The organism is Catellatospora sp. KI3, from assembly GCF_029948125.1.
Lineage (GTDB): Bacteria > Actinomycetota > Actinomycetes > Mycobacteriales > Micromonosporaceae > Catellatospora.
On the sequence record NZ_JASAMB010000025.1, the window covers coordinates 1 to 18,685 of the forward strand.

Genomic DNA, 18,685 nt, shown 5'->3' on the forward strand with positions numbered 1-18,685 from the left:
GTTCCACAGAGGGCCTCCCCGCAAGGGGTAGGCCCTCTGTGCGTTGTGCCGCCGTTTTTTGGCCGCATCAGGAAGGATGTACCCGTGAGTTCAGACGACAAGCCCCGCGGCGAGCGAGGGCATTCCGGCGGCGACGCTGGCGGACAGCGTGGCGACCGGGGCGGGTACGACCGTTCCCACGGCAAGCGTGAAGGCTTCCGCCGCGACGGCGACCGCGCGCGCGGTTTCGACGGCGGCTACGACCGCCCCCGCAACACCGGCGACCGCAGCGGATCGCGCGGCAACTTCGGCGGCGACCGCCGTGAGGGCGGCTTCCGCTCCGGCGGCGACCGCCCGGCATCGGGTGAGCGCCGCGAAGGCGGCTTCCGCAGTGGCGGCGACCGTCCCAGCGGCGACCGCCAGGGTGGTTTCCGCTCGGGTGGCGACCGCCCGGCTTACGGCGAGCGCCGCGAAGGCGGCTTCCGCAGCAGCGGTGACCGTCCCGGCGGCGACCGCCGCGAGGGTGGTTTCCGCTCCGGCGGTGACCGTCGTGAGGGTGGCTTCCGCTCGGGTGGCGACCGGCCTTCGTACGGTGACCGTCGTGAGGGCGGCGACCGCGGTGGTTTCCGTGGCGGCGACCGTCCGGGTGGTGACCGTCGTGAGGGTGGTTTCCGCTCCGGCGGTGACCGGCCGGCCTACGGCGAGCGTCGTGAGGGCGGCTTCCGCAGCGGCGGTGACCGTCGTGAGGGCGGCTACCGCCCCGGCGGCGACCGTCCTTCTTACGGTGGTGACCGTCGTGAAGGTGGTTTCCGCTCCGGTGGCGACCGGCCGGCTTACGGCGAGCGTCGTGAGGGCGGGTTCCGCAGCGGCGGCGACCGCGAGCGCTTCGGCGGCGGCGACCGCCCCAGCGGCGACCGCGGTGGTTTCCGTGGCGGCGACCGTCCGGGTGGTGACCGTCGTGAGGGTGGTTTCCGCTCCGGCGGTGACCGGCCGGCCTACGGCGAGCGGCGTGAGGGCGGGTTCCGCAGTGGCGGGGACCGTCCCAGCGGTGACCGTCGTGAGGGTGGCTACCGCCCCGGCGGCGACCGTCCTTCGTACGGTGACCGTCGTGAGGGCGGTTTCCGTGGCGGCGACCGTCCTTCGTCCGGTGGTGACCGTCGTGAGGGTGGCTTCCGCTCCGGCGGTGACCGGCCCGCGTACGGCGAGCGTCGTGAGGGCGGGTTCCGCAGCGGCGGCGACCGTCCCAGCGGTGACCGTCGTGAGGGCGGCTACCGCCCCAGTGGCGATCGGCCTTCCTACGGCGACCGTCGCGAGGGCGGCGACCGCCGTGAGGGCGGCTACCGCCCGGGTGGCGACCGCGAGCGTTTCGGCGGCGGTGACCGCCGTGAGGGCGGCTTCCGCGGTGGTGACCGTCCCGGTGGTGACCGCCGTGAGGGTGGTTTCCGCTCCGGCGGTGACCGGCCGGCGTACGGCGAGCGGCGTGAGGGCGGGTTCCGCAGTGGCGGCGACCGTCCCGGCGGTGACCGTCGCGAGGGCGGCGACCGCGCTGGTTTCCGTGGCGGCGACCGCGAGCGCGGCACCGAGCGGCGCGAGTTCGCCCGCTCGGACGACCGGGCCGGGTTCAAGGGTGCCGACGCGCCGCGCGACGAGCACGAGGAGAGCGCGGGCCGTCCGGGTCCGCAGCTGCCCGCCGACATCTCCGCGTCCGACCTGGACGCCGACGTCCGTGCCGAGCTGCTGTCGCTGGCCAAGCCGGTCGCCGACACTGTGGCCAAGCACCTGGTCGCCACGGGTCAGCTGCTCGACGACGACCCGGAGCAGGCACTGCAGCACGCACTGGCCGCACGTCGGCTGGCCTCGCGCATCGCGGTCGTCCGCGAGGCGGTCGGGCTGGCGGCGTACCAGGCCGGTGACTGGGCCAGCGCCATCGCGGAGCTGCGCACGTACCACCGGATGACCGGGCGGCAGACGCACCTGGCCGTGCTGGCCGACTGCGAGCGCGCGCTGGGCCGGCCGGAGAAGGCGATCGACCTGTTCCGTGCCGCCGAGCGCGACAAGATGAGCCAGGGCGAGGCCCTGGAGCTGCTCATCGTCGCCGCCGGTGCCCGCAGTGACATGGGTCAGCACGACGCCGCGGCCGCGATGCTGCAGGTGCGCGAGCTGACGGTCGAGTCCACCGAGGACTGGGCGCCGCGGCTGCGGTACGCGTACGCCGATGCGCTGCTGGCGTCGGGCCGTAGCGACGAGGCGCGGGAGTGGTTCACCAAGGCCGCCGCCGCCGACACCGACGCGGTGACGGACGCGGCTGAGCGCCTGCTGGAGCTCGACGGTGTGGAGCTCGAGGACGAGTCCGATGAGGACGACGACCGTCCCGCCGCTCGCGCCAAGGACTCTGCCGACGACCTCGACTCCGATGAGGAGGACGAGGACGACGAAGACGACGATGATGACTACGACGACGACGAGGACGACGACTACGACGACGAGGATGAGGACGACCTCGACGACGAAGACGACGACCGCGACGACGAGGACGACGAGGACGACGAAGACGAGGACGAAGACGGCCTCGACGAGAAGGACTCGAAGTCGCCCGCGGCCTCGGCCGACAAGACCGAGCCGAAGGCGGATCCTGCCAAGTGACCGCGCTTGTCGAGGCTTATGACCTGGTCATCTTCGACCTCGACGGTGTGCTCTACCTCATCGACCGCCCCATTGCCGGGGCGGTCGATGCGCTCGCGAAGCTGCGGGCGCAGGGCATGCCGGTCCGGTTCGCGACCAACAACGCGTCGCGGCGCGCCGGTGAGGTGGCCGCGCTGCTGCGCGGCATGGGCATCGACGCCCAGACCGACGAGGTGCTGACCTCGGCGGGCGCGGCGGCGGCGTTGCTGGCGCAGCGGCTGGAGCCGGGCACGCCGGTGCTGGTGGTCGGCGCGGCCGCGCTGCGGGCCGAGGTCGTCGACGCGGGCCTGCGCCCGGTCGACAGCGCCGAGGACAATCCGCGCGCCGTGGTGCAGGGGTTCGGTCCCGAGGTGGGCTGGGCGCAACTGGCCGAGGCCAGTGTGGCGATCCGGGCGGGCGCGTGGTGGGTCGCCACGAACACCGACCGTACGCTGCCGACGCTGCGCGGACCGTTGCCCGGCAACGGTTCCCTGGTCGCGGTGCTGGTCTCGGCGCTGGAGCGGCAGCCGGACGTGGTGGTCGGCAAGCCCGAGCCGGGCCTGTTCGCCACCGCCGCCGGCCAGGCGGGCGCGCACCGGGCGCTGGTCGTCGGTGACCGGCTCGACACCGACATCGCCGGGGCGCACCGCGCGGGCATGGACAGCCTGCTGGTGCTGACCGGGGTCTCGACCGCGGTCGAGGCGGCCAAGGCCGACGGGCAGCAGCGGCCCACCTATGTGGCGGCTGATCTCGGGGGCCTCTTCACCGCGCCCGCGGTGCCGGCACGGTAGTTTTGACCCGCGTAGGCCGGAGCCTGCCCCGACCACCGCTGTTCGGCGCGGTCGTGGGCGGGCCCTTTCCGGGTGCGTCAGTCGGCAGGGATGGATGGTGACAGCAGTGGCGAACAAGTCGGGTGAACCGGTCCAGGACGTGGTCAAGGCATACCTTGAGCTGGCGTTCGGGCTAACTGAGGCGTCGAAGAAGAAGGCCGAGAAGACCGTCCGCAAGGCGGCCAAGGAACTGCTGGGCAAGAGCGGCGCCACCGCGACGCAGCTGCAGGCGATGGCCGAGGACCTGGTCACCACCGGGCTGGCCAACCGCGAGGCGGTCACCCGGATCGTGCGGCTGGAGCTCGATCGGGCGCTGGGCCGGGTGGGCCTGGCCACCGCCGAGGAGGTCGCCACGCTGACCGCCCGGATCGAGGACCTGGAGCGCGAGCTGCACGAGGCGCACGCCGCGGCCGCCGCCCCCGCCGCCGCGGTGTCCGCCCCGGCCGGCGCGACGGCCGCTGCCGAGCCCAAGGCCGCTGAGCCGAAGCCCGCCGCCAAGGCGGTGGCGAAGAAGACCGTCGCCAAGAAGGCTGTGGCCAAGGCCACTTCGCTCGGACCGGTGGGGTCGCCCACCGCGGCCGAGCCCGCCGCGCCGGTGGCCGAGGAGCCTGTCGCCGCGCCGAAGGCGGCCGACGACGTCCCGGTCGCGGCGAAGAAGGCCCCGGCCAAGAAGGGCGCCGCCAAGGCCGTGCCCGCGAAGACCGAGCCCGCCAAGGCCGCGGCGACCAAGGCGGCACCGGCCAAGGCCGTGGCTAAGAAGACGCCGGCCAAGAAGACGGCCGCCGGCAGGGCCGGGTCATGAGTTCGCCGCAGCTGCCGCTGTCGTTCTCGACGGGTGCGCCCGCACCGCGCCCAGCGCCGAGCCCGGCCACGCTGATGCCCGGTCCGACCGGGCACCACGCGGTCGACGCGGCCGTGCGCGCGGTGGCCAACACCGCCGAGCTGCCCCTGGCGGAGCAGCTGGAGGCGTATGAGGCGGCACACCGCACGCTGCGCGAGGTGCTGACCGCTATCGACGCGGCCTGAGGCCGCCGTGGCCAAGCGCACCCGCCTGGATGCGGAGCTGGTCCGGCGCGGCCTGGCCCGCTCCCGCGAGCAGGCCGGCGAGCTGATCGCCGCGGGCCGGGTCGAGGTACGCGGCACGGCGGCGCACAAGGCGGCGGCCATGGTCGACCCCGCCGACGCGGTACGGGTCGTCGACGCCCCGGGGGACGAGTACGTCTCGCGGGGCGGGCACAAGCTGGCCGGTGCGCTGGCGGCGTTCGTCCCGCTGGGGCTGGTCGTCGCCGGGCGCCGCTGCCTGGACGCCGGGGCGTCCACCGGTGGCTTCACCGACGTGCTGCTGCGCGCGGGGGTGGCCGAGGTGGTCGCCGTGGACGTGGGCTACGGACAGCTGGCGTGGCCGCTGCGTACCGATGAGCGGGTGAAGGTGCACGAGCGCACCAACGTGCGCACGCTGACGCCCGAGCTGATCGGCGGCGTGGTCGGGCTCACCGTGGCGGACCTGTCGTTCATCTCGCTGCGGCTGGTGCTGCCCGCGCTGGCCGCCTGCACCGACGGCGACCTGGTGCTGATGGTCAAGCCGCAGTTCGAGGTGGGCAAGGAGCGGGTCGGCCCGGGCGGGGTCGTCCGCGACCCGGCTCTGCGCGCCGACGCGGTGCTGGATGTGGCCGCCGCCGCGACGGAGCTGGGCCTGGGCGTGGCGGGTGTCACCGCGAGCCCGCTGCCGGGGCCGTCGGGCAACGTCGAGTTCTTCGTGTGGTTCCGCCGGGACGCGCCCGCGCCCGACCCTGAGCGCATCCGCGAGGTGGTCGAGGCGGGGGTGCCCGAGCAGACTGAGAGCGGGCAGTGACGACTGGGGGAGGCACGGTGACGGAGCGCGTGGCGCTGCTGGTCACCCATACCGGGCGCAAGGATTCGACCGACCACGCCCGGACGGTGGCGCGCGACCTGATCGCGGCTGGTTTCACGGTACGGGTCGTCGCCGAGGAGTTCGGGGAGCTGGACCTGTCCGGCGTGGCGCCCGTCTCCGGGGCGTGCGCGGCACGGGACGCCGAGATCGTGTTCGCCATCGGCGGCGACGGCACCCTGCTGCGCGCGGCCGAGCTGGCCCGCCCGGAGGGCGCCCCGCTGCTGGGCATCAACCTGGGCCGGGTCGGCTTCCTGGCCGAGGCCGAGATCGCCGACCTGGATCTGGCGGTACGCGACGTGGTGGCGCGCGCCTACAGCGTCGAGGAGCGGCTGACCATCGACGTCACCGCCGAACTGGCCGGCGAGACCATCGCCGAGTCCTGGGCGCTCAACGAGGTCAGCGTGGAGAAGGCCAGCCGGGAGCGGATGCTGGAGCTGCTGGTCGATGTGGACGGTCGGCCGCTGTCGCGCTACGGCTGCGACGGCGTGGTGTGCGCCACTCCGACGGGCTCGACGGCGTACGCGTTCTCGGCGGGCGGGCCGGTGGTGTGGCCGCAGGTCGAGGCGCTGCTGCTGGTGCCGATCAGTGCGCACGCGCTGTTCAGCCGCCCGCTGGTGACGGCACCCAGCTCGCTGATCCAGATCACCATCGACCCGTACACCGAGCAGGCGGTGATGTGCGCCGACGGCCGCCGGGTGTTCCACCTGCCGCCGGGCGCGCAGGTCACGGTGCGTCGCGGGGCGCTGCCGGTGCGCGTGGCGCGCCTGCGTACGCAGCCGTTCACCGACCGGCTGGTGGCCAAGTTCGGCCTCCCGGTGGAGGGCTGGCGCGGTCACGGCGACCGACACGCGACCCACTGAGCAGGTGACGGGCCCCTCCCAGCGTGACAGTGTCACAGGGGCGGACTACTGTCATCTGCTGTGCTGGAAGAGTTGCGCATCACCGGTCTCGGCGTCATCGAGGACACCACGCTCCCGCTGACCCGTGGCATGAACGTCATCACAGGTGAGACCGGCGCCGGCAAGACCATGGTCGTCACCGGTCTGGGGCTGCTCTTCGGCGGCCGGGCCGACGCGGGCCGGGTCCGGCAGGATCCGGGCCGGGCGTCGGTCGAGGGTCGGCTGCGGCTGGACGGGCACGCCGCCTCCGCGGTGTCGGCGCGTGTCGCCGACGCCGGAGCCGAGGCCGACGTGGACGGCAGCCTGCTCATGAGCCGCACCGTCACCATCGAGGGCCGGTCCAAGGCGTTCGTGGGCGGCCGCACCGTGCCGGTGGCGCTGCTGGGCGAGGTCGGCGAGCTGGTCGTCGCCGTGCACGGCCAGTCCGACCAGCTGCGGCTGCTGCGCCCGTCCGAGCAGCGCGGCGCGCTGGACCGCTTCGCCGGGCCGGAGCACGAGAAGCTGCTCGTCGAGTTCAAGGAGCTGTTCAGCCGCTGGCGCGGTGTCGCCGACGACCTGGCCGACCGGCGCGCCAACGCGCGCACCCGGGCGCAGGAGGCGGACCTGCTGCGGCTGGGCCTCGACGAGATCACCCGGGTCGACCCGCAGCCCGGCGAGGACGAGGAGCTGCGCAACGAGGCCCAGCGCCTCGAGCACGCCGAGGGTCTGCGTACGGCCGCGCACATCGCGCACCAGGCGATCGCCGGTGGCGGCGAGACCGACAGCGAGGACGCGACCAGCCTCGTCGGCACCGCCCGCCGCACGCTGGAGTCCCAGTCGACCGTCGACACGAAGCTCGGCGAGTTCGCGGCCCGGCTCGAGGAGGCGGCCACGCTGCTCGGCGACGTGTCCGTGGAGCTGTCGACGTACCTGGCCAGCCTCGACGCCGACCCGGCCCGCCTGCAGTTCATCTACGAGCGGCGCGCCGCCCTGCGCTCCCTCACCCGCAAGTACGCCGACGACGTCGAGGGCGTCATCGTCTGGGCCGAGAACGCCAAGGCCCGGCTGGCCGCGCTGGACACCTCCGACGAGCTGCTGGAGGAGCTCGAGCGTGAGATGAACCGGCTCGCCGGCGAGGTCGCGGTGGTCGCCGAGAAGCTGCGCGCGGCGCGGCTGGAGGCCGCCGGGCGCTTCGCCGACAAGGTCACCGTCGAACTCGCGGGTCTGGCCATGCCGCACGCGCGGATCCAGGTGCTGGTCGTGCCACGAGCGGCCGGTGACATCACGCTGGTGGTCGGCGGGGTCGAGTCGGGCGTGAGCCCCGACGGCGCCGACGACATCGAGCTGCGCCTGCTGGCCCACCCCGGCGCGCCCGCGCTGCCGCTGCAGAAGGGCGCCTCCGGCGGTGAGCTGTCGCGCGTCATGCTGGCCATCGAGGTGGTGTTCGCCGGGGTCGGCGGCCCGCCCACGCTGGTCTTCGACGAGGTCGACTCCGGGGTCGGCGGCCGCGCCGCGGTCGAGATCGGACGGCGGCTGGCCCGGCTGGCCCGTAACCACCAGGTGCTGGTGGTGACCCACCTGCCGCAGGTGGCCGCGTTCGCCGACCGGCACCTGGTGGTGGCCAAGGACACCGGCGGCGCGATCACGACCAGTGGCGTCCGCGTGGTCGAGGAGACCGAGCGGGCCCGCGAGCTGGCCCGCATGCTGGCCGGCCTGCCCGACTCCGACCTGGGTATCGCGCACGCGGAGGAGTTGCTGGCGGTCGCCGCCCGCGACCGTACCGCCGACTGACCCGTCCCCACCCGTCAGCCCCGACCCCCGCCCCGGCGGCGGCCGGGGCTGACGCGTATCCAGACCCGCAACGAAATCCGCAACGGGGTCCCGCCCGCCCCGCCCGGCTTGTTATAGACGTTGGCCTATCACGTCGACTTTGATCTTGCGAGAGTCCTCGTAATAGGCCAATGTCTATTCGTGGCGTGGCGTGGCGTGGCGTGGCGTGGCGTGGCGTGGCGTGGCGTGGCGTGGCGTGGCGTGGCGTGGCGTGGCGTGGCGTGGCGGTGTTTCAGTGGGATTGGCCGAGTTCGAGGGCGGCTACGCCTGCGGCTACCAGGATCAGGCCGGCGATCTGGATCCAGGTGAATTTGTCGTGGAAGAAGACGACTCCGGCGATAGCGACGAGGGCGACGCCGATCCCGGCCCAGACGCCGTAGGCGAGGCCGAGGGCCATGCCGCGTTTGAGTACCTGGCTCGGCAGGGCGAATGCCGTCAAGTAGCCGACCACGACCACGATCGACGGGACCAGCCTGGTGAAACCCGCCGAAGCGCGCAGGCACACGGTCGCGGCGACCTCCGCCAGGATCGCGCCCGCCAGCATGAGATACGCCATCCGATCACTGTAAACAGCGCGTCGGGCGCCGCGGCCGGTCCCCAGGCCGCTGCAGTTTCGGGGAAACTGCACGAATCTCGGCCTCTATTCGCGCACTTTCCCCGAAACTGCACGGATCTTGGGCGCGGCCCGGTGGCCTGGCGCGGCCCGGTGGCCTGGCGCCCGGTGGCCAGGCGCTGCCCAGCGCTGCCCAGCGCTGCCCAGCGCTGCCCAGCGTGGCCCAGTGGCCCGGCGCCGACCGGTGGCCTGGCGTGGTGTGGGGGCGGCGAGGGACGTGTGGGGGTGGGGATTCTGTTAGCGTGCGCGGGTGCTGGGGGTCGTCGAGGTGAAGGGCGCCGTCGTGGCCGGTCCGGCTCGGCGAGCCGACCGGTCCGCCGCGTGGCTGGACTATTCGCTGCTCGCGCTGGGTCTGCTGACGATGGTGCTGGCGCGGCACCGGATCACCGGTGACGGCCGGTTCCGGTTCGACGCCCTGTCGGGCCTGCTGTCCGGCGACGGCCTCTCCCCGGACCGGTACCCGCTGATCGGGCCGCTGTTCGCGGCGCCGCTGTGGTGGCTGGGCCGGGTGACGGTGGGTGCGGAGCCGCTGCTGCGATACCACAATCTGATCTTGTTTGGGCTGGGCCTGCTGGCGCTGCACCTGCTGCTGCGCGACCGGGTGGACCGCGTGCTGCTGCGGCGGTTCCTGCTGCTGCTCGTGGTGGCGGGGATGGTGCCCGCGCACATCGCGAACTTCTACGGCGAGATGTTCACCGCGGTGGCGGTGATGCTGGGCCTGGTGGTGCTGCACCGGGTGGGCAGCGGGCCGGTGCTGCGGGCGCTGGGCTGGGCGGGGCTGGTGCTGGGCGCCGCGAACACCCCGGCCGCGCTGCCGGGGCTGGGCCTGGTGCTGGGCGACCACGCGGTGCGGGTACGCCGGCTGCGCTACGGCCTGGCGGTGCTCGCGGCGCTGGTCGTGGTGCTGGCCGAGGCGTGGCTGCGCCGGGGCGATCCGCTGGATCAGGGGTACACGGGCGAGCACTTCGACTTCCCGATGGCGCTGGGGCTGCTGGCGATCGTGCTGTCGTTCGGCAAGGGGCTGGTCTTCTTCGTGCCGGCCCTGTTCCTGCCGGTACGTGACCGTTTGTCCGGGCTGTACGACGCCGACCGGCTCGACCTGCCCGCGGTGCTGCGCGGCTGGCGCCTGTTCGTGCTGGGCCTGGCGCTGGTGTACGCGAACTGGTGGGCCTGGAGCGGGGACCTCTACTGGGGCCCGCGCTTCTTCCTGGTGGCGGTGTTCCCGGCCGCGCTGGGCCTGGCGGTGTGGCTGCACCGGCCCGATCCGCGCCCGCTGGTGCGGCTGGGGCTGCTGGCGGTGCTGGCGTTGTCGGTGTGGGTGGCGGCCGCCAGCAGTGTGTTCGAGACCACAGCGCCGCCGCGCTGCTACGACCCGATCGATCCGCAGGAGGACTACTGCCGGTTCGGCGTGGTGGAGAGCGACCTGTGGTATCCGCTGTGGCACTGGCCCGCGCTGCCCTGGTTCCGCTGGGCGGAGCTGGTGTTCTTCGTGGTGGTCTTCGTCCGGTTGGCATGGCCGCTGCTGCCCGCGCTGCTGCGGGCCGCGGCGGCGGCCGCACCCCGGCTGCGGCGGCTGGCGGCGGGTTGGCGCTGGTAGCCGCGGCGCGCCGGTGTCGATGCGGTGTCCAGCACATTTCCCACATCACAATTCGGTCGGTATCGGCCGATCAAGGGGTGTCGTACACGCCAACCCCGAACTGACATGCCAGGATGGCAGCGATGCGTCTTCCCACCTTGCGCCGGACCCGGACTGCCGAACCGGGAAACCTGACCGGCACCGCACGGCTCGATCGCCGGACCAAGCGTCTGGTCGGTCGTCTGCGCCCCGGTGAGATCGCCGTGATCGATCACGTCGATCTGGACCGGGTCGCGGCTGACTCCCTGGTTGCCGTCGGAGTCGCCGCGGTCCTCAACGCCAAGCCGTCCATCTCCGGCCGGTACCCGAACCTGGGTCCGCAGGTGCTGGTGGAGGCGGGCATCACCCTGATCGACGACCTCGGCGAGGGGGTGTTCCAGCAGATCCGCGAGGGCGACTCGGTCCGGATCGAGGGCAACACCGTCTACGTCAAGGGCGAGCCGGTGGCGCACGGGACGCGCCAGGACGCCGACACGGTGAGCAAGGCCATGCTCGACGCCCGTGAAGGGCTGTCGGTGCAGCTGGAGGCGTTCGCCGCCAACACCATGGAGTACCTGAAGCAGGAGCGCGAGCTGCTGCTCGACGGTGTCGGCGTGCCGGACGTCAAGACGCAGATCTCGGGGCGGCACTGCCTGATCGTGGTGCGCGGCTACGACTACAAGGCCGACCTGGACGTGCTGCGGCCCTACATCCGCGAGTTCAAGCCGGTGCTGATCGGTGTGGACGGCGGGGCCGACGCGCTGGTCGAGGCGGGCTACACGCCCGACATGATCATCGGCGACATGGACTCGGTCACCGACGACGTGCTGCGCTGCGGCGCCGAGGTGGTCGTGCACGCGTACCCGGACGGGCGGGCGCCGGGCCTGGACCGGGTGCACTCGCTGGGCGTGTCCGGGATCACCTTCCCGGCCGCGGCGACCAGCGAGGACATCGCGATGCTGCTGGCCGACGAGAAGGGGGCGACCCTGATCGTCGCGGTCGGCACGCACGCCACGCTGGTGGAGTTCCTGGACAAGGGCCGCGGCGGCATGGCATCGACGTTCCTCACCCGGCTGCGGGTGGGTGGCAAACTGGTCGACGCCAAGGGCGTGAGCCGGCTGTACCGCCAGAGCATCTCAGGATCCTCGCTGCTGCTGCTGGTACTGTCCGCGATCGCGGCCATGGCCGCCGCGGTGGCGGTGTCGACGGTGGGCAAGGCGTACCTGTCCCTGGCTGCGGAGCAGTGGGACGCGCTGATGTTCAAGCTCCAGAAATTCTTCTAGGCATCCCGGGACGATAGGCTTCGACGTGATCAATTTCCGATACCACGTGGTGTCGATGACCGCGGTCTTCCTGGCCCTGGCGATCGGCCTGGTGGTCGGTACGGCGGCGTTGAACGGCCCCGCCGCCGACGCGCTGGAGGACAACGTCAACGCGCTGCGCAAGACCAACTCGCAGCTGCGCGACCAGGTCACCGGCCTGCGCGACCAGGCCAACCGCGAGGAGCAGTTCGTCACCGAGGCCGCGCCGATCATGCTCAAGGGCAAGCTGACCGGCCGCCGGGTGGTGCTGGTGTCGCTGCCCTCGGGCCGCGACCACGTGCCGGGCGTCGCCGCGATGCTCAAGACCGCCGACTCCAAGATCGTCGGCACGGTCGAGCTGCAGGACAAGTTCTTCAACCCGGACAACAGCGCCGAGCTGCTGGACCTGGCCAGCAAGGCCGAGCCCGCCACGGTGCCGACCTCGGCCATCCCCACCAACAGCGACGGCGTCGAGACGGCCAGCGCCCTGCTCGCGGCGGTGCTACTGGACCGCTCGCCGACCGTGCCGAACCCGGACCGGCAGGCCGTGCTCAGCGCGTTCAACAAGCTCGGCTACCTGAACTTCGACAACACGATCTCCGGCCCCGCCGAGGCGGTCGTGCTCGTGTCCGGGTCGCCGTACACCGACAGCCAGGCGTCGGGCGAGAACGCGTCGGTGGTCACCACCGCCGTGCAGTTCGACCACGCCGGGATCGCGGTCGTCGCGGGCGTGCTGGGCGGCGAGGGCAACCTCATGCTCGAGGTGCGCGACGACGCCACACTGGCCAAGACCATCTCCACGGTCGACAACGCCGACACGGCGCAGGGCCAGGTCGCCACGGCGCTGTCCGTCTCCGAGCAGATCTCCGACAACAAGGCCGGGCACTACGGCGTCGGCACCAACGCGACGGCCCTGCTGCCCCAAGAGGCGAAGTGAGCTGAACATTGGGCCTGCTGGCTAGGGCAGCGTTGATCGGCCTGGGCGCTTACGGCGCCCGGGCCGCGCTGCGTACGGTGAACACCCGGCCGCAGGCCGGGCAGCTCGAGCGCACCAACTTCCGGGGCCGCACGGTGACCCTGGCCGGCGGCCCCGCCCTGGCGATCTCGGCCAGCCTGACCAGCGCCCTGGGCGCGGGGGACGCGCGCACCGGCGCCGCCGCCGCGACGGCGGGCCTGTCGGCGGGCGCGGTCGGCCTCTACGACGACATCGTGGGCGCCCGGCCCGACCAGAAGGGCGACAAGGGCTTCCGCGGCCACCTGCGCGCGCTGCGCGAGGGGCGGGTCACCAGCGGCCTGGTCAAGATCGCCGGAGTCGGCGCCGGCGCGCTGGTCGCCGCCGCGCTGCTGCCGAACCGGCGCGGCCGAGGCAGGGTCGGGCGGCTGGCCGAGGTGGCGCTGGGCGCGGGTGTGATCGCGGGCAGCGCCAACCTGATGAACCTGCTCGACCTGCGCCCCGGCCGGGCGCTGAAGGCCGGCATCCTGCTCGGCGTGCCGCTGACCGCCACCCGCTCGGGCGGGCTGGTGGCCGGACCGGTCGGCGCGAGCGTCAGCCTGCTCCCCGACGACCTCGGCGAGAACATCATGCTGGGCGACTCCGGCGCCAACTCCCTCGGCGCGCTGCTGGGCGTGGCGGCCACCGCCCGCACCGGGCTGTTCGGCCGCGCGGTGCTGCTCACCGGCATCGGCGCGCTGACGCTGGCCAGCGAGAAGGTCAGCTTCACCAAGGTCATCGAGCGTACGCCGGTGCTGCGCGACATCGACGCCTTCGGCCGCCTGCCCGCCGACCGCAAGCCCGTCGTGGCGGCGCAGCCGACCGGGCCGGCCGCCATCGTCGCCGCCGTGGTCGAGCAGCAGGTCCCGGCCGAGCCGCCGGAGCTCGACGACGCGACCGGGATCGCCGTCGCCGCCGCGAAGGACGGCGCGACCGAGCAGGCCGCCGCACCGGCCGCCAAGCCGAAGCCGACCCGGGCGCGCGCTGCTCGCAACACCGCGAAATGACCGTGGCCGCCGACACCCCCGTCGGCGCCGCGGCCTCCGGCGGCCCGGCGACGGCTCGCATCGCCGGTGCCGCGACGCTGATCGCGCTGCTGACGGTCGCGAGCCGGATCGCGGGCTTCGCCCGCACGTACGTGTTCGGCCACACCGTCACCGACAAGCAGCTCAGCGACATCTACCTGGCCGCCAACACCATCCCCAACATCATCTTCGAGATCGTGGCCGGCGGCGCGCTGGCGGGCATGGTGGTGCCGCTGCTGGCCGGGCCGCTGGCCGCCGGTGACCGGGCCGCCGTGCGCCGTACCGTCTCGGTGCTGCTCACCTGGACCCTGACCGCGCTGATCCCGGTCGCGTTTTTGCTGTGGCTCGGCGCGGACCTGGTCATCGGCCTGCTGGCCGGGCAGGCGACCCCGGCGCAGGTCGCGGCGGGCGCCGACATGCTGCGCGTCTTCGCCCCGCAGGTGCCGCTGTACGGGATCGGCATCGTGCTCACCGGCGTGCTGCACGCCCACCGGCGCTTCGCCTGGCCGGTGCTGGCCCCGCTGCTGTCCAGCCTCACCGTCATCGCGACGTACCTCACCTTCGCGGCCGTCGCCGGGGCGGACGCCCCGCTGGGCAGCCTCGGCGGGCGCGAACTGGCGATCCTGGCCGGGGGCACCACGCTGGGCGTGGTGGTGCTGTCACTGTGTCTGGTGATCCCGGTGGGGCGGCTGCGGCTCGGGCTGCGGCCGACGTACCGGATCGAGCCCGACGTCCGGTACCGCATCGGCGGCCTGGCCGCGGCGGGCCTGGCCACGGTCGCCGCGCAGCAGCTCGCGCTGCTGGTCGTGATCCATCTCGCCTTCGGCGGCCCCGACGGCACCAACACGGTCTACAACTTCGCCCAGACGCTGTTCCTGCTGCCCTGGGCGGTGCTGGCGGTGCCCGCGGCGACGGCGGCGTACCCGGCGATCGCGACCGCGCACGCCACCGCCGACACGGCCGGGCTCCGGGTCACCACCGCGCGCACCGGACGGGCGGTGCTGCTGCTCAGCGGAGTCGGCACGGCCGGTCTGATCGCGGTGTCCGACCCGGCCGCCGCGCTGATGCTGCCCGGCACGTCGGCGCCCGCGCTGGCCCGCGCCGTGGTCGCGTTCGCGCCCGGCCTGCTCGGCTACGGCCTGGCCGCGCTGCACCAGCGCACCCTGTACGCGGTCGGCGCCAACCGGCTGGCCGCGCTCGGCGTGGGCGCCGGCTGGACGGTCACCGTCGTGGCCGCGCTGGTGCTGTCGGCGGTGCTGCCCCCGGCGGAGCGGGCGGTGGCGCTGGGCGCCGCCAACTCGCTCGGCATGCTCGTGATGGGCCTCGCGCTGGCGTGGGCGGTCCGCGCCCGGGTGGGCGGTCCCGCCCTGTCCGGCCTGGTCCGGGCCGGTCTGGCCGCCGGTGTGGCGGCGCTGGCCGGTGCGGTGCTCGGCTGGGAGGCGGGGCGCCTGGTGATCGGGCCGACCCCAGGCATCATTGCTCTGGTCGGACAGGGCATGCTGTCCGGTGGCGTGTCACTCGCCGTGTACCTGTGCGTGTGCGCCCTGCTCGACCGGCCGGACCTGCGGCCCCTGATCGAGCGGGTGGCCAGGCGCGGGCGGCGGTGACGCGACCGGTAACGGGGGAGCCGCCGGACCGCCTGGGGCGGGTCGGCGGCGGAGGGACGGGCAGGACGTGCGCGAGCAGGTGGAGCGGGCTGAACGAGGGCAGGCCCAAGATCGGGGTGTTGTCGTGACCGCGGGGCAGGACTGGACCGGCAGCGTCATGCTCGTGCTCGCCTCCAGCATCGGAGGCATCGGCCAGCATGTGGCGAGCCTGGCCGAGGGGTTGTCGCGGGCCGGGTGCGCCGTCACCGTGTGCGGCCCCGCCGCGACCGAGGAGCACTTCCGGTTCACCGACCGGGGGGCGCGGTTCCACCCGGTGGAGATCCCGGCGAACCTGCACCCCGGCGACGCGCGCGCGGTGCGCCAGGTGCGCGCCCAGCTGGCCGCGGTGCGGCCGGACGTCGTACACGCGCACGGGCTGCGCGCCGGGATGGCCGCCGCCCTGGCCCGCCCCGCCTGCCCGCTGATCGTCACCTGGCACAACGCCCCGCTGCGGGCCGGGCTGAAGGGCCGGGTGCACACCCTGGTCGAGCGCCTGGTCGCCCGCGCCAGCACGGTCACCCTCGGCGCCTCGGCCGACCTGGTCGCGCGCGCCAAGGCGGTCGGTGCCGCCGACGCGCGCCTGGCGCCGGTGGCCGCGCCCGCGCTGCGCCGCACCCGCCGCAGCGCCGCCTCGGTGCGTAGCAGCCTCGGCGTGCCTGAGGGCGCGCCGCTGATCCTGTCCGTGGGGCGCCTGCACGAGCAGAAGGCGTACGACGTGCTCGTCTCCGTCGCCGCGCGCTGGCGCGACCTCACCCCGACCCCCCGGGTGCTCATCGCGGGGGAGGGCCCGACCTACCTCGATCTCGCCGCGCAGATCTCGCAGCTGCGCGCCCCGGTGACCCTGCTCGGGCACCGCAACGACGTCGGCGACCTGATCGCCGCCGCCGACCTGGCCGTGGTCACCAGCGTGTGGGAGGCCCGCCAGCTGTTCGCCCAGGAGGCCCTGTCGGGCGGGCTGCCGCTGGTCGCCACCGCCGTCGGCGGCATTCCGGAGCTGGTCGGCGACGGCGCGGTGCTGATCGCGCCGAACGACCCGGACGCGCTGGACACGGCCGTACGTAAGCTGCTGGCCGACCCCGGCGCCCGCGCGGGCCTGGCCGAACGGGGCCGGGCGCAGGCCGCCACCTGGCCCGACGAGACGGCCACCATGTCCGAGCTGCGCGCGGTCTACGCCGAGCTGACCGACCGGGCGGGACAGGACTGATGCGCAGGCCGCCACCTCTCCTCCTGGCCGCCGTCGTCTCGCTTCTGGCACTGCTCGGCCTCGGCGCGTCCGCGCTCCCGGCCACGGCCGGACCCAGGACGGTCCCGCTCTCCGACGACGAGTCCGACTACGTGATCATCGCGGGCGCGGCCGGGCTGCGCTGGGACGACATCGACGTCGAGCGCACCCCGACGCTGTGGGCGCTGGCCGAGCGGGGCGCGATCGGGTCGCTGTCGACCCGCTCGGCGCACGTGCCGACCTGCCCCGGCGACGGCTGGCTCACCCTCGGCGCGGGCAACTACGCCGAGCGCACCCGCAGTGAGGTCGCGCAGGTGTGCCCGCGTCTGGACGTGGCGATCGAGCTGCCCGACGCGATCGGGGCGTCCCTGCCCGACCAGCACGCGGTGGTGGAGCGGCAGCGGGAGCTGTCGTTCGGCACCGTGCCCGGTGCGCTGGCCGAGTCGGTGCGCTGCACCACGGCGGTCGGGCCCGGCGCGGCGGTGGCGGCGGCGCACTCGTTCGGCCGGGTCGACCGGTACGCCCCCGAGCTGCCCGCCGACCCGACCTCGACCCTGTCGAAGTGCCTGCTCAGCATCGTCGACCTGGGCGCGGTGGACGGGCTGACCCCGCAGCGGCGGGCGAAGCAGGTCGCCGCGGCCGACGCACTGCTGGCCCGGATCCTCAAGGCCCGGCCGGAGCGGTCGACGCTGCTGGTCGCCGGGGTCTCCGACACCGACCGCACCTCCCGGCTGCACGTGGTCATCGCCGACGGGCAGGGCTGGCGCGGCGGCTGGCTGACCTCGGCCAGCACCAACCGGCCCGGCTACCTGGAGCTGGTCGACCTCGCCCCGACGGCGCTGAGCCTGCTGGGCAAGGAGGTGCCGAAGAAGGTCATGGCCGGGCACCCGGCCGCGCACGCGCTGGGACGCCCGGACGACCTGGGCGAGGCCACCGCGGCGGGCACCGACGCAGACCGGCAGGCGGCCGCCGCCCGCAACGTGTCGGCCTGGTTCTTCCTGCTGCTGGCCGCGGCGCAGATCCTGCTCTTCGCGGCCGTGGTGCCGCTGCTGCGGCGCAGTTACCGCCATGCCGGGCCGACGGGCCCCACCCCGCCGCCCGAGCGCCTGGTGCGGCTGCTGGAGCTGCTGCTGGTCGGGGCGGCCCTGGCCGTGCCCGCCGCGCTGATCACCGGCATCGTGCCGTGGTGGCGCTTCGGGCAGCGCGGGCTGATCTTCTTCGCGGTCACCGGCGCCGTGCTCGCCGTGCTGACGCTGGTCACGGTACGGCTGCCGGTGTCGCGTACGCGCACCCTGGGCCCGGTCGGGGCGGTCGCGGCCATCGCCGCCGCCGTCGTCGGACTGGACCTGATCACCGGGGCCCGGCTGCAGCTCAACGGCGTCGCGGGCTACTCGGCGCTGGAGGGCGGCCGCTACTCCGGCATCGGCATGGTCGGCATGGGCGTGTTCTTCGCCGCCGTCCTGCTCACCGCCGCCTGCCTGGCCCAGCTGGTGCCGCAGCGGCGCCGCCCGCTGCTGGTCGGCGTGGTCGGCGTGGTGCCGGTCCTGCTGGTCGGCACGCCCGCGTGGGGCGCCGACGCGGGCGGCGCGATCGCCCTCACCGCAGGGGTGTGCCTCACCGCCGCGTTCTGCCCCGGCGGCTGGCTGAGCTTCCGCCGGTTGGCCGTCGCGCTCGGCATCGGCCTGGTGGTGGCCGTGGGCTTCGCCTACGTCGACCTGCACCGCCCGGTGGAGCAGCAGGGCAGCCTCGGCCGGTTTCTGGCCCAGTGGGCCGACGGCACGTCCGGGCTGACCCTCAACCGGCTCGGCAGCGCCAACCGCATCGCGCTGGTGACCAGCCCGCTGACGGTGCTGGCGCTGGTGGCCGCGGTGTTCATGTGGGCGGTGCTGATGCGCCCGTGGGGCGGGCTGAAGCGGCTGTACGGCATCTACCCGCCGATCAAGGCGGCCGTGTTCGGCATCGCCGTGTCGTCGGTGCTGGCGGGCCTGCTGGGCGGCGCGGCGCTGAACGTGGCGGGCACCGCCGCGGCCACCGCGCTGCCGCTGCTGACGCTCGGGGCGATGCGGGTGCTCGGCCACGCGGCCGACCGCACCCGGATCGTGGAGGAGTCGGTGAGCGCCGACACTCCGGTGGGGGTTTCCGGGATGTAGCCGCCGGATGAACCGGGGGGCCGTGTTAGGGT

The 18,685-nt window shown here is 74.1% G+C and carries 14 protein-coding genes and 2 pseudogenes; 14 read left to right on the forward strand and 2 right to left on the reverse strand.

What is annotated here, in order from left to right; all coding sequences use genetic code 11:
- Positions 1 to 90: 90 nt before the first annotated feature.
- Positions 91 to 1,812 carry a hypothetical protein gene (locus QEZ54_RS30150; protein ID WP_281308226.1) on the reverse strand — a complete coding sequence of 574 codons (1,722 nt, stop codon included), beginning with the start codon at positions 1,810 to 1,812 and terminating at the stop codon, positions 91 to 93.
- Here QEZ54_RS30150 and QEZ54_RS30155 point away from each other — a divergent pair.
- From QEZ54_RS30155 to recN, 7 genes and pseudogenes are all read left to right on the forward strand, one after another.
- Positions 1,714 to 2,622: a tetratricopeptide repeat protein gene (locus QEZ54_RS30155; protein ID WP_281308217.1), complete on the forward strand. Its 909-nt coding sequence runs from the start codon at positions 1,714 to 1,716 to the stop codon at positions 2,620 to 2,622. The two genes, QEZ54_RS30150 and QEZ54_RS30155, sit on opposite strands and share 99 nt — an antisense overlap.
- A pseudogene (locus tag QEZ54_RS30160) lies at positions 2,619 to 3,404 on the forward strand (HAD-IIA family hydrolase); the annotation flags it as partial. The gene QEZ54_RS30155 and the pseudogene QEZ54_RS30160, both read left to right, overlap by 4 nt.
- Positions 3,405 to 3,528: 124 nt before the next feature.
- Positions 3,529 to 4,272: a hypothetical protein gene (locus QEZ54_RS30165; RefSeq protein ID WP_281308134.1), complete on the forward strand. Its 744-nt coding sequence runs from the start codon at positions 3,529 to 3,531 to the stop codon at positions 4,270 to 4,272.
- Positions 4,269 to 4,496, forward strand: a complete 228-nt coding sequence (locus QEZ54_RS30170) for a hypothetical protein (RefSeq protein WP_281308135.1) — start codon at positions 4,269 to 4,271, stop codon at positions 4,494 to 4,496. Before QEZ54_RS30165 ends, QEZ54_RS30170 begins: the two co-directional genes overlap by 4 nt.
- 7 nt (positions 4,497 to 4,503) lie before the next feature.
- Positions 4,504 to 5,322 carry a TlyA family RNA methyltransferase gene (locus tag QEZ54_RS30175; protein WP_281308136.1) on the forward strand — a complete coding sequence of 273 codons (819 nt, stop codon included), beginning with the start codon at positions 4,504 to 4,506 and terminating at the stop codon, positions 5,320 to 5,322.
- 17 nt (positions 5,323 to 5,339) lie between these two features.
- Complete coding sequence (locus tag QEZ54_RS30180) at positions 5,340 to 6,242, forward strand: NAD kinase (protein WP_281308137.1); 903 nt, start codon at positions 5,340 to 5,342, stop codon at positions 6,240 to 6,242.
- 60 nt (positions 6,243 to 6,302) lie between these two features.
- Positions 6,303 to 8,051, forward strand: coding sequence for a DNA repair protein RecN (gene recN / locus QEZ54_RS30185; RefSeq protein ID WP_281308138.1), 1,749 nt, complete (start codon positions 6,303 to 6,305; stop codon positions 8,049 to 8,051).
- Positions 8,052 to 8,322: 271 nt separating this feature from the next.
- Here recN and QEZ54_RS30190 read toward each other — a convergent pair whose 3' ends face one another.
- A complete protein-coding gene (locus QEZ54_RS30190) occupies positions 8,323 to 8,646 on the reverse strand; it encodes a multidrug efflux SMR transporter (RefSeq protein ID WP_281308139.1) in 324 nt (107 codons plus the stop codon).
- Between the two features lie 307 nt (positions 8,647 to 8,953).
- Here QEZ54_RS30190 and QEZ54_RS30195 point away from each other — a divergent pair, with 307 nt between their 5' ends.
- The 7 genes and pseudogenes from QEZ54_RS30195 (at position 8,954) to QEZ54_RS30225 (ending at position 18,653) form a co-directional block, all read left to right on the forward strand.
- Complete coding sequence (locus QEZ54_RS30195; protein ID WP_281308140.1) at positions 8,954 to 10,300, forward strand: hypothetical protein; 1,347 nt, start codon at positions 8,954 to 8,956, stop codon at positions 10,298 to 10,300.
- Positions 10,301 to 10,422: 122 nt separating this feature from the next.
- On the forward strand, positions 10,423 to 11,601 hold the full coding sequence (gene steA, locus QEZ54_RS30200; RefSeq protein ID WP_281308141.1) for a putative cytokinetic ring protein SteA: 1,179 nt from the start codon (positions 10,423 to 10,425) through the stop codon (positions 11,599 to 11,601).
- Between the two features lie 25 nt (positions 11,602 to 11,626).
- Positions 11,627 to 12,556: a copper transporter gene (locus QEZ54_RS30205; RefSeq protein WP_281308142.1), complete on the forward strand. Its 930-nt coding sequence runs from the start codon at positions 11,627 to 11,629 to the stop codon at positions 12,554 to 12,556.
- Between the two features lie 8 nt (positions 12,557 to 12,564).
- Positions 12,565 to 13,398 (forward strand): annotated as a pseudogene (locus tag QEZ54_RS30210) (hypothetical protein); the annotation flags it as partial.
- A gap of 215 nt (positions 13,399 to 13,613) precedes the next feature.
- Positions 13,614 to 15,242, forward strand: a complete 1,629-nt coding sequence (locus QEZ54_RS30215; protein ID WP_281308143.1) for a lipid II flippase MurJ — start codon at positions 13,614 to 13,616, stop codon at positions 15,240 to 15,242.
- Positions 15,243 to 15,399: 157 nt separating this feature from the next.
- Positions 15,400 to 16,485, forward strand: coding sequence for a glycosyltransferase family 4 protein (locus tag QEZ54_RS30220; RefSeq protein WP_281308218.1), 1,086 nt, complete (start codon positions 15,400 to 15,402; stop codon positions 16,483 to 16,485).
- Positions 16,485 to 18,653 (forward strand): hypothetical protein, encoded by a 2,169-nt coding sequence (locus QEZ54_RS30225; protein WP_281308144.1) that lies wholly within the window; start codon positions 16,485 to 16,487, stop codon positions 18,651 to 18,653. The genes QEZ54_RS30220 and QEZ54_RS30225 overlap by 1 nt, the downstream gene beginning before the upstream one ends.
- The last annotated feature ends 32 nt before the right edge of the window (positions 18,654 to 18,685 follow it).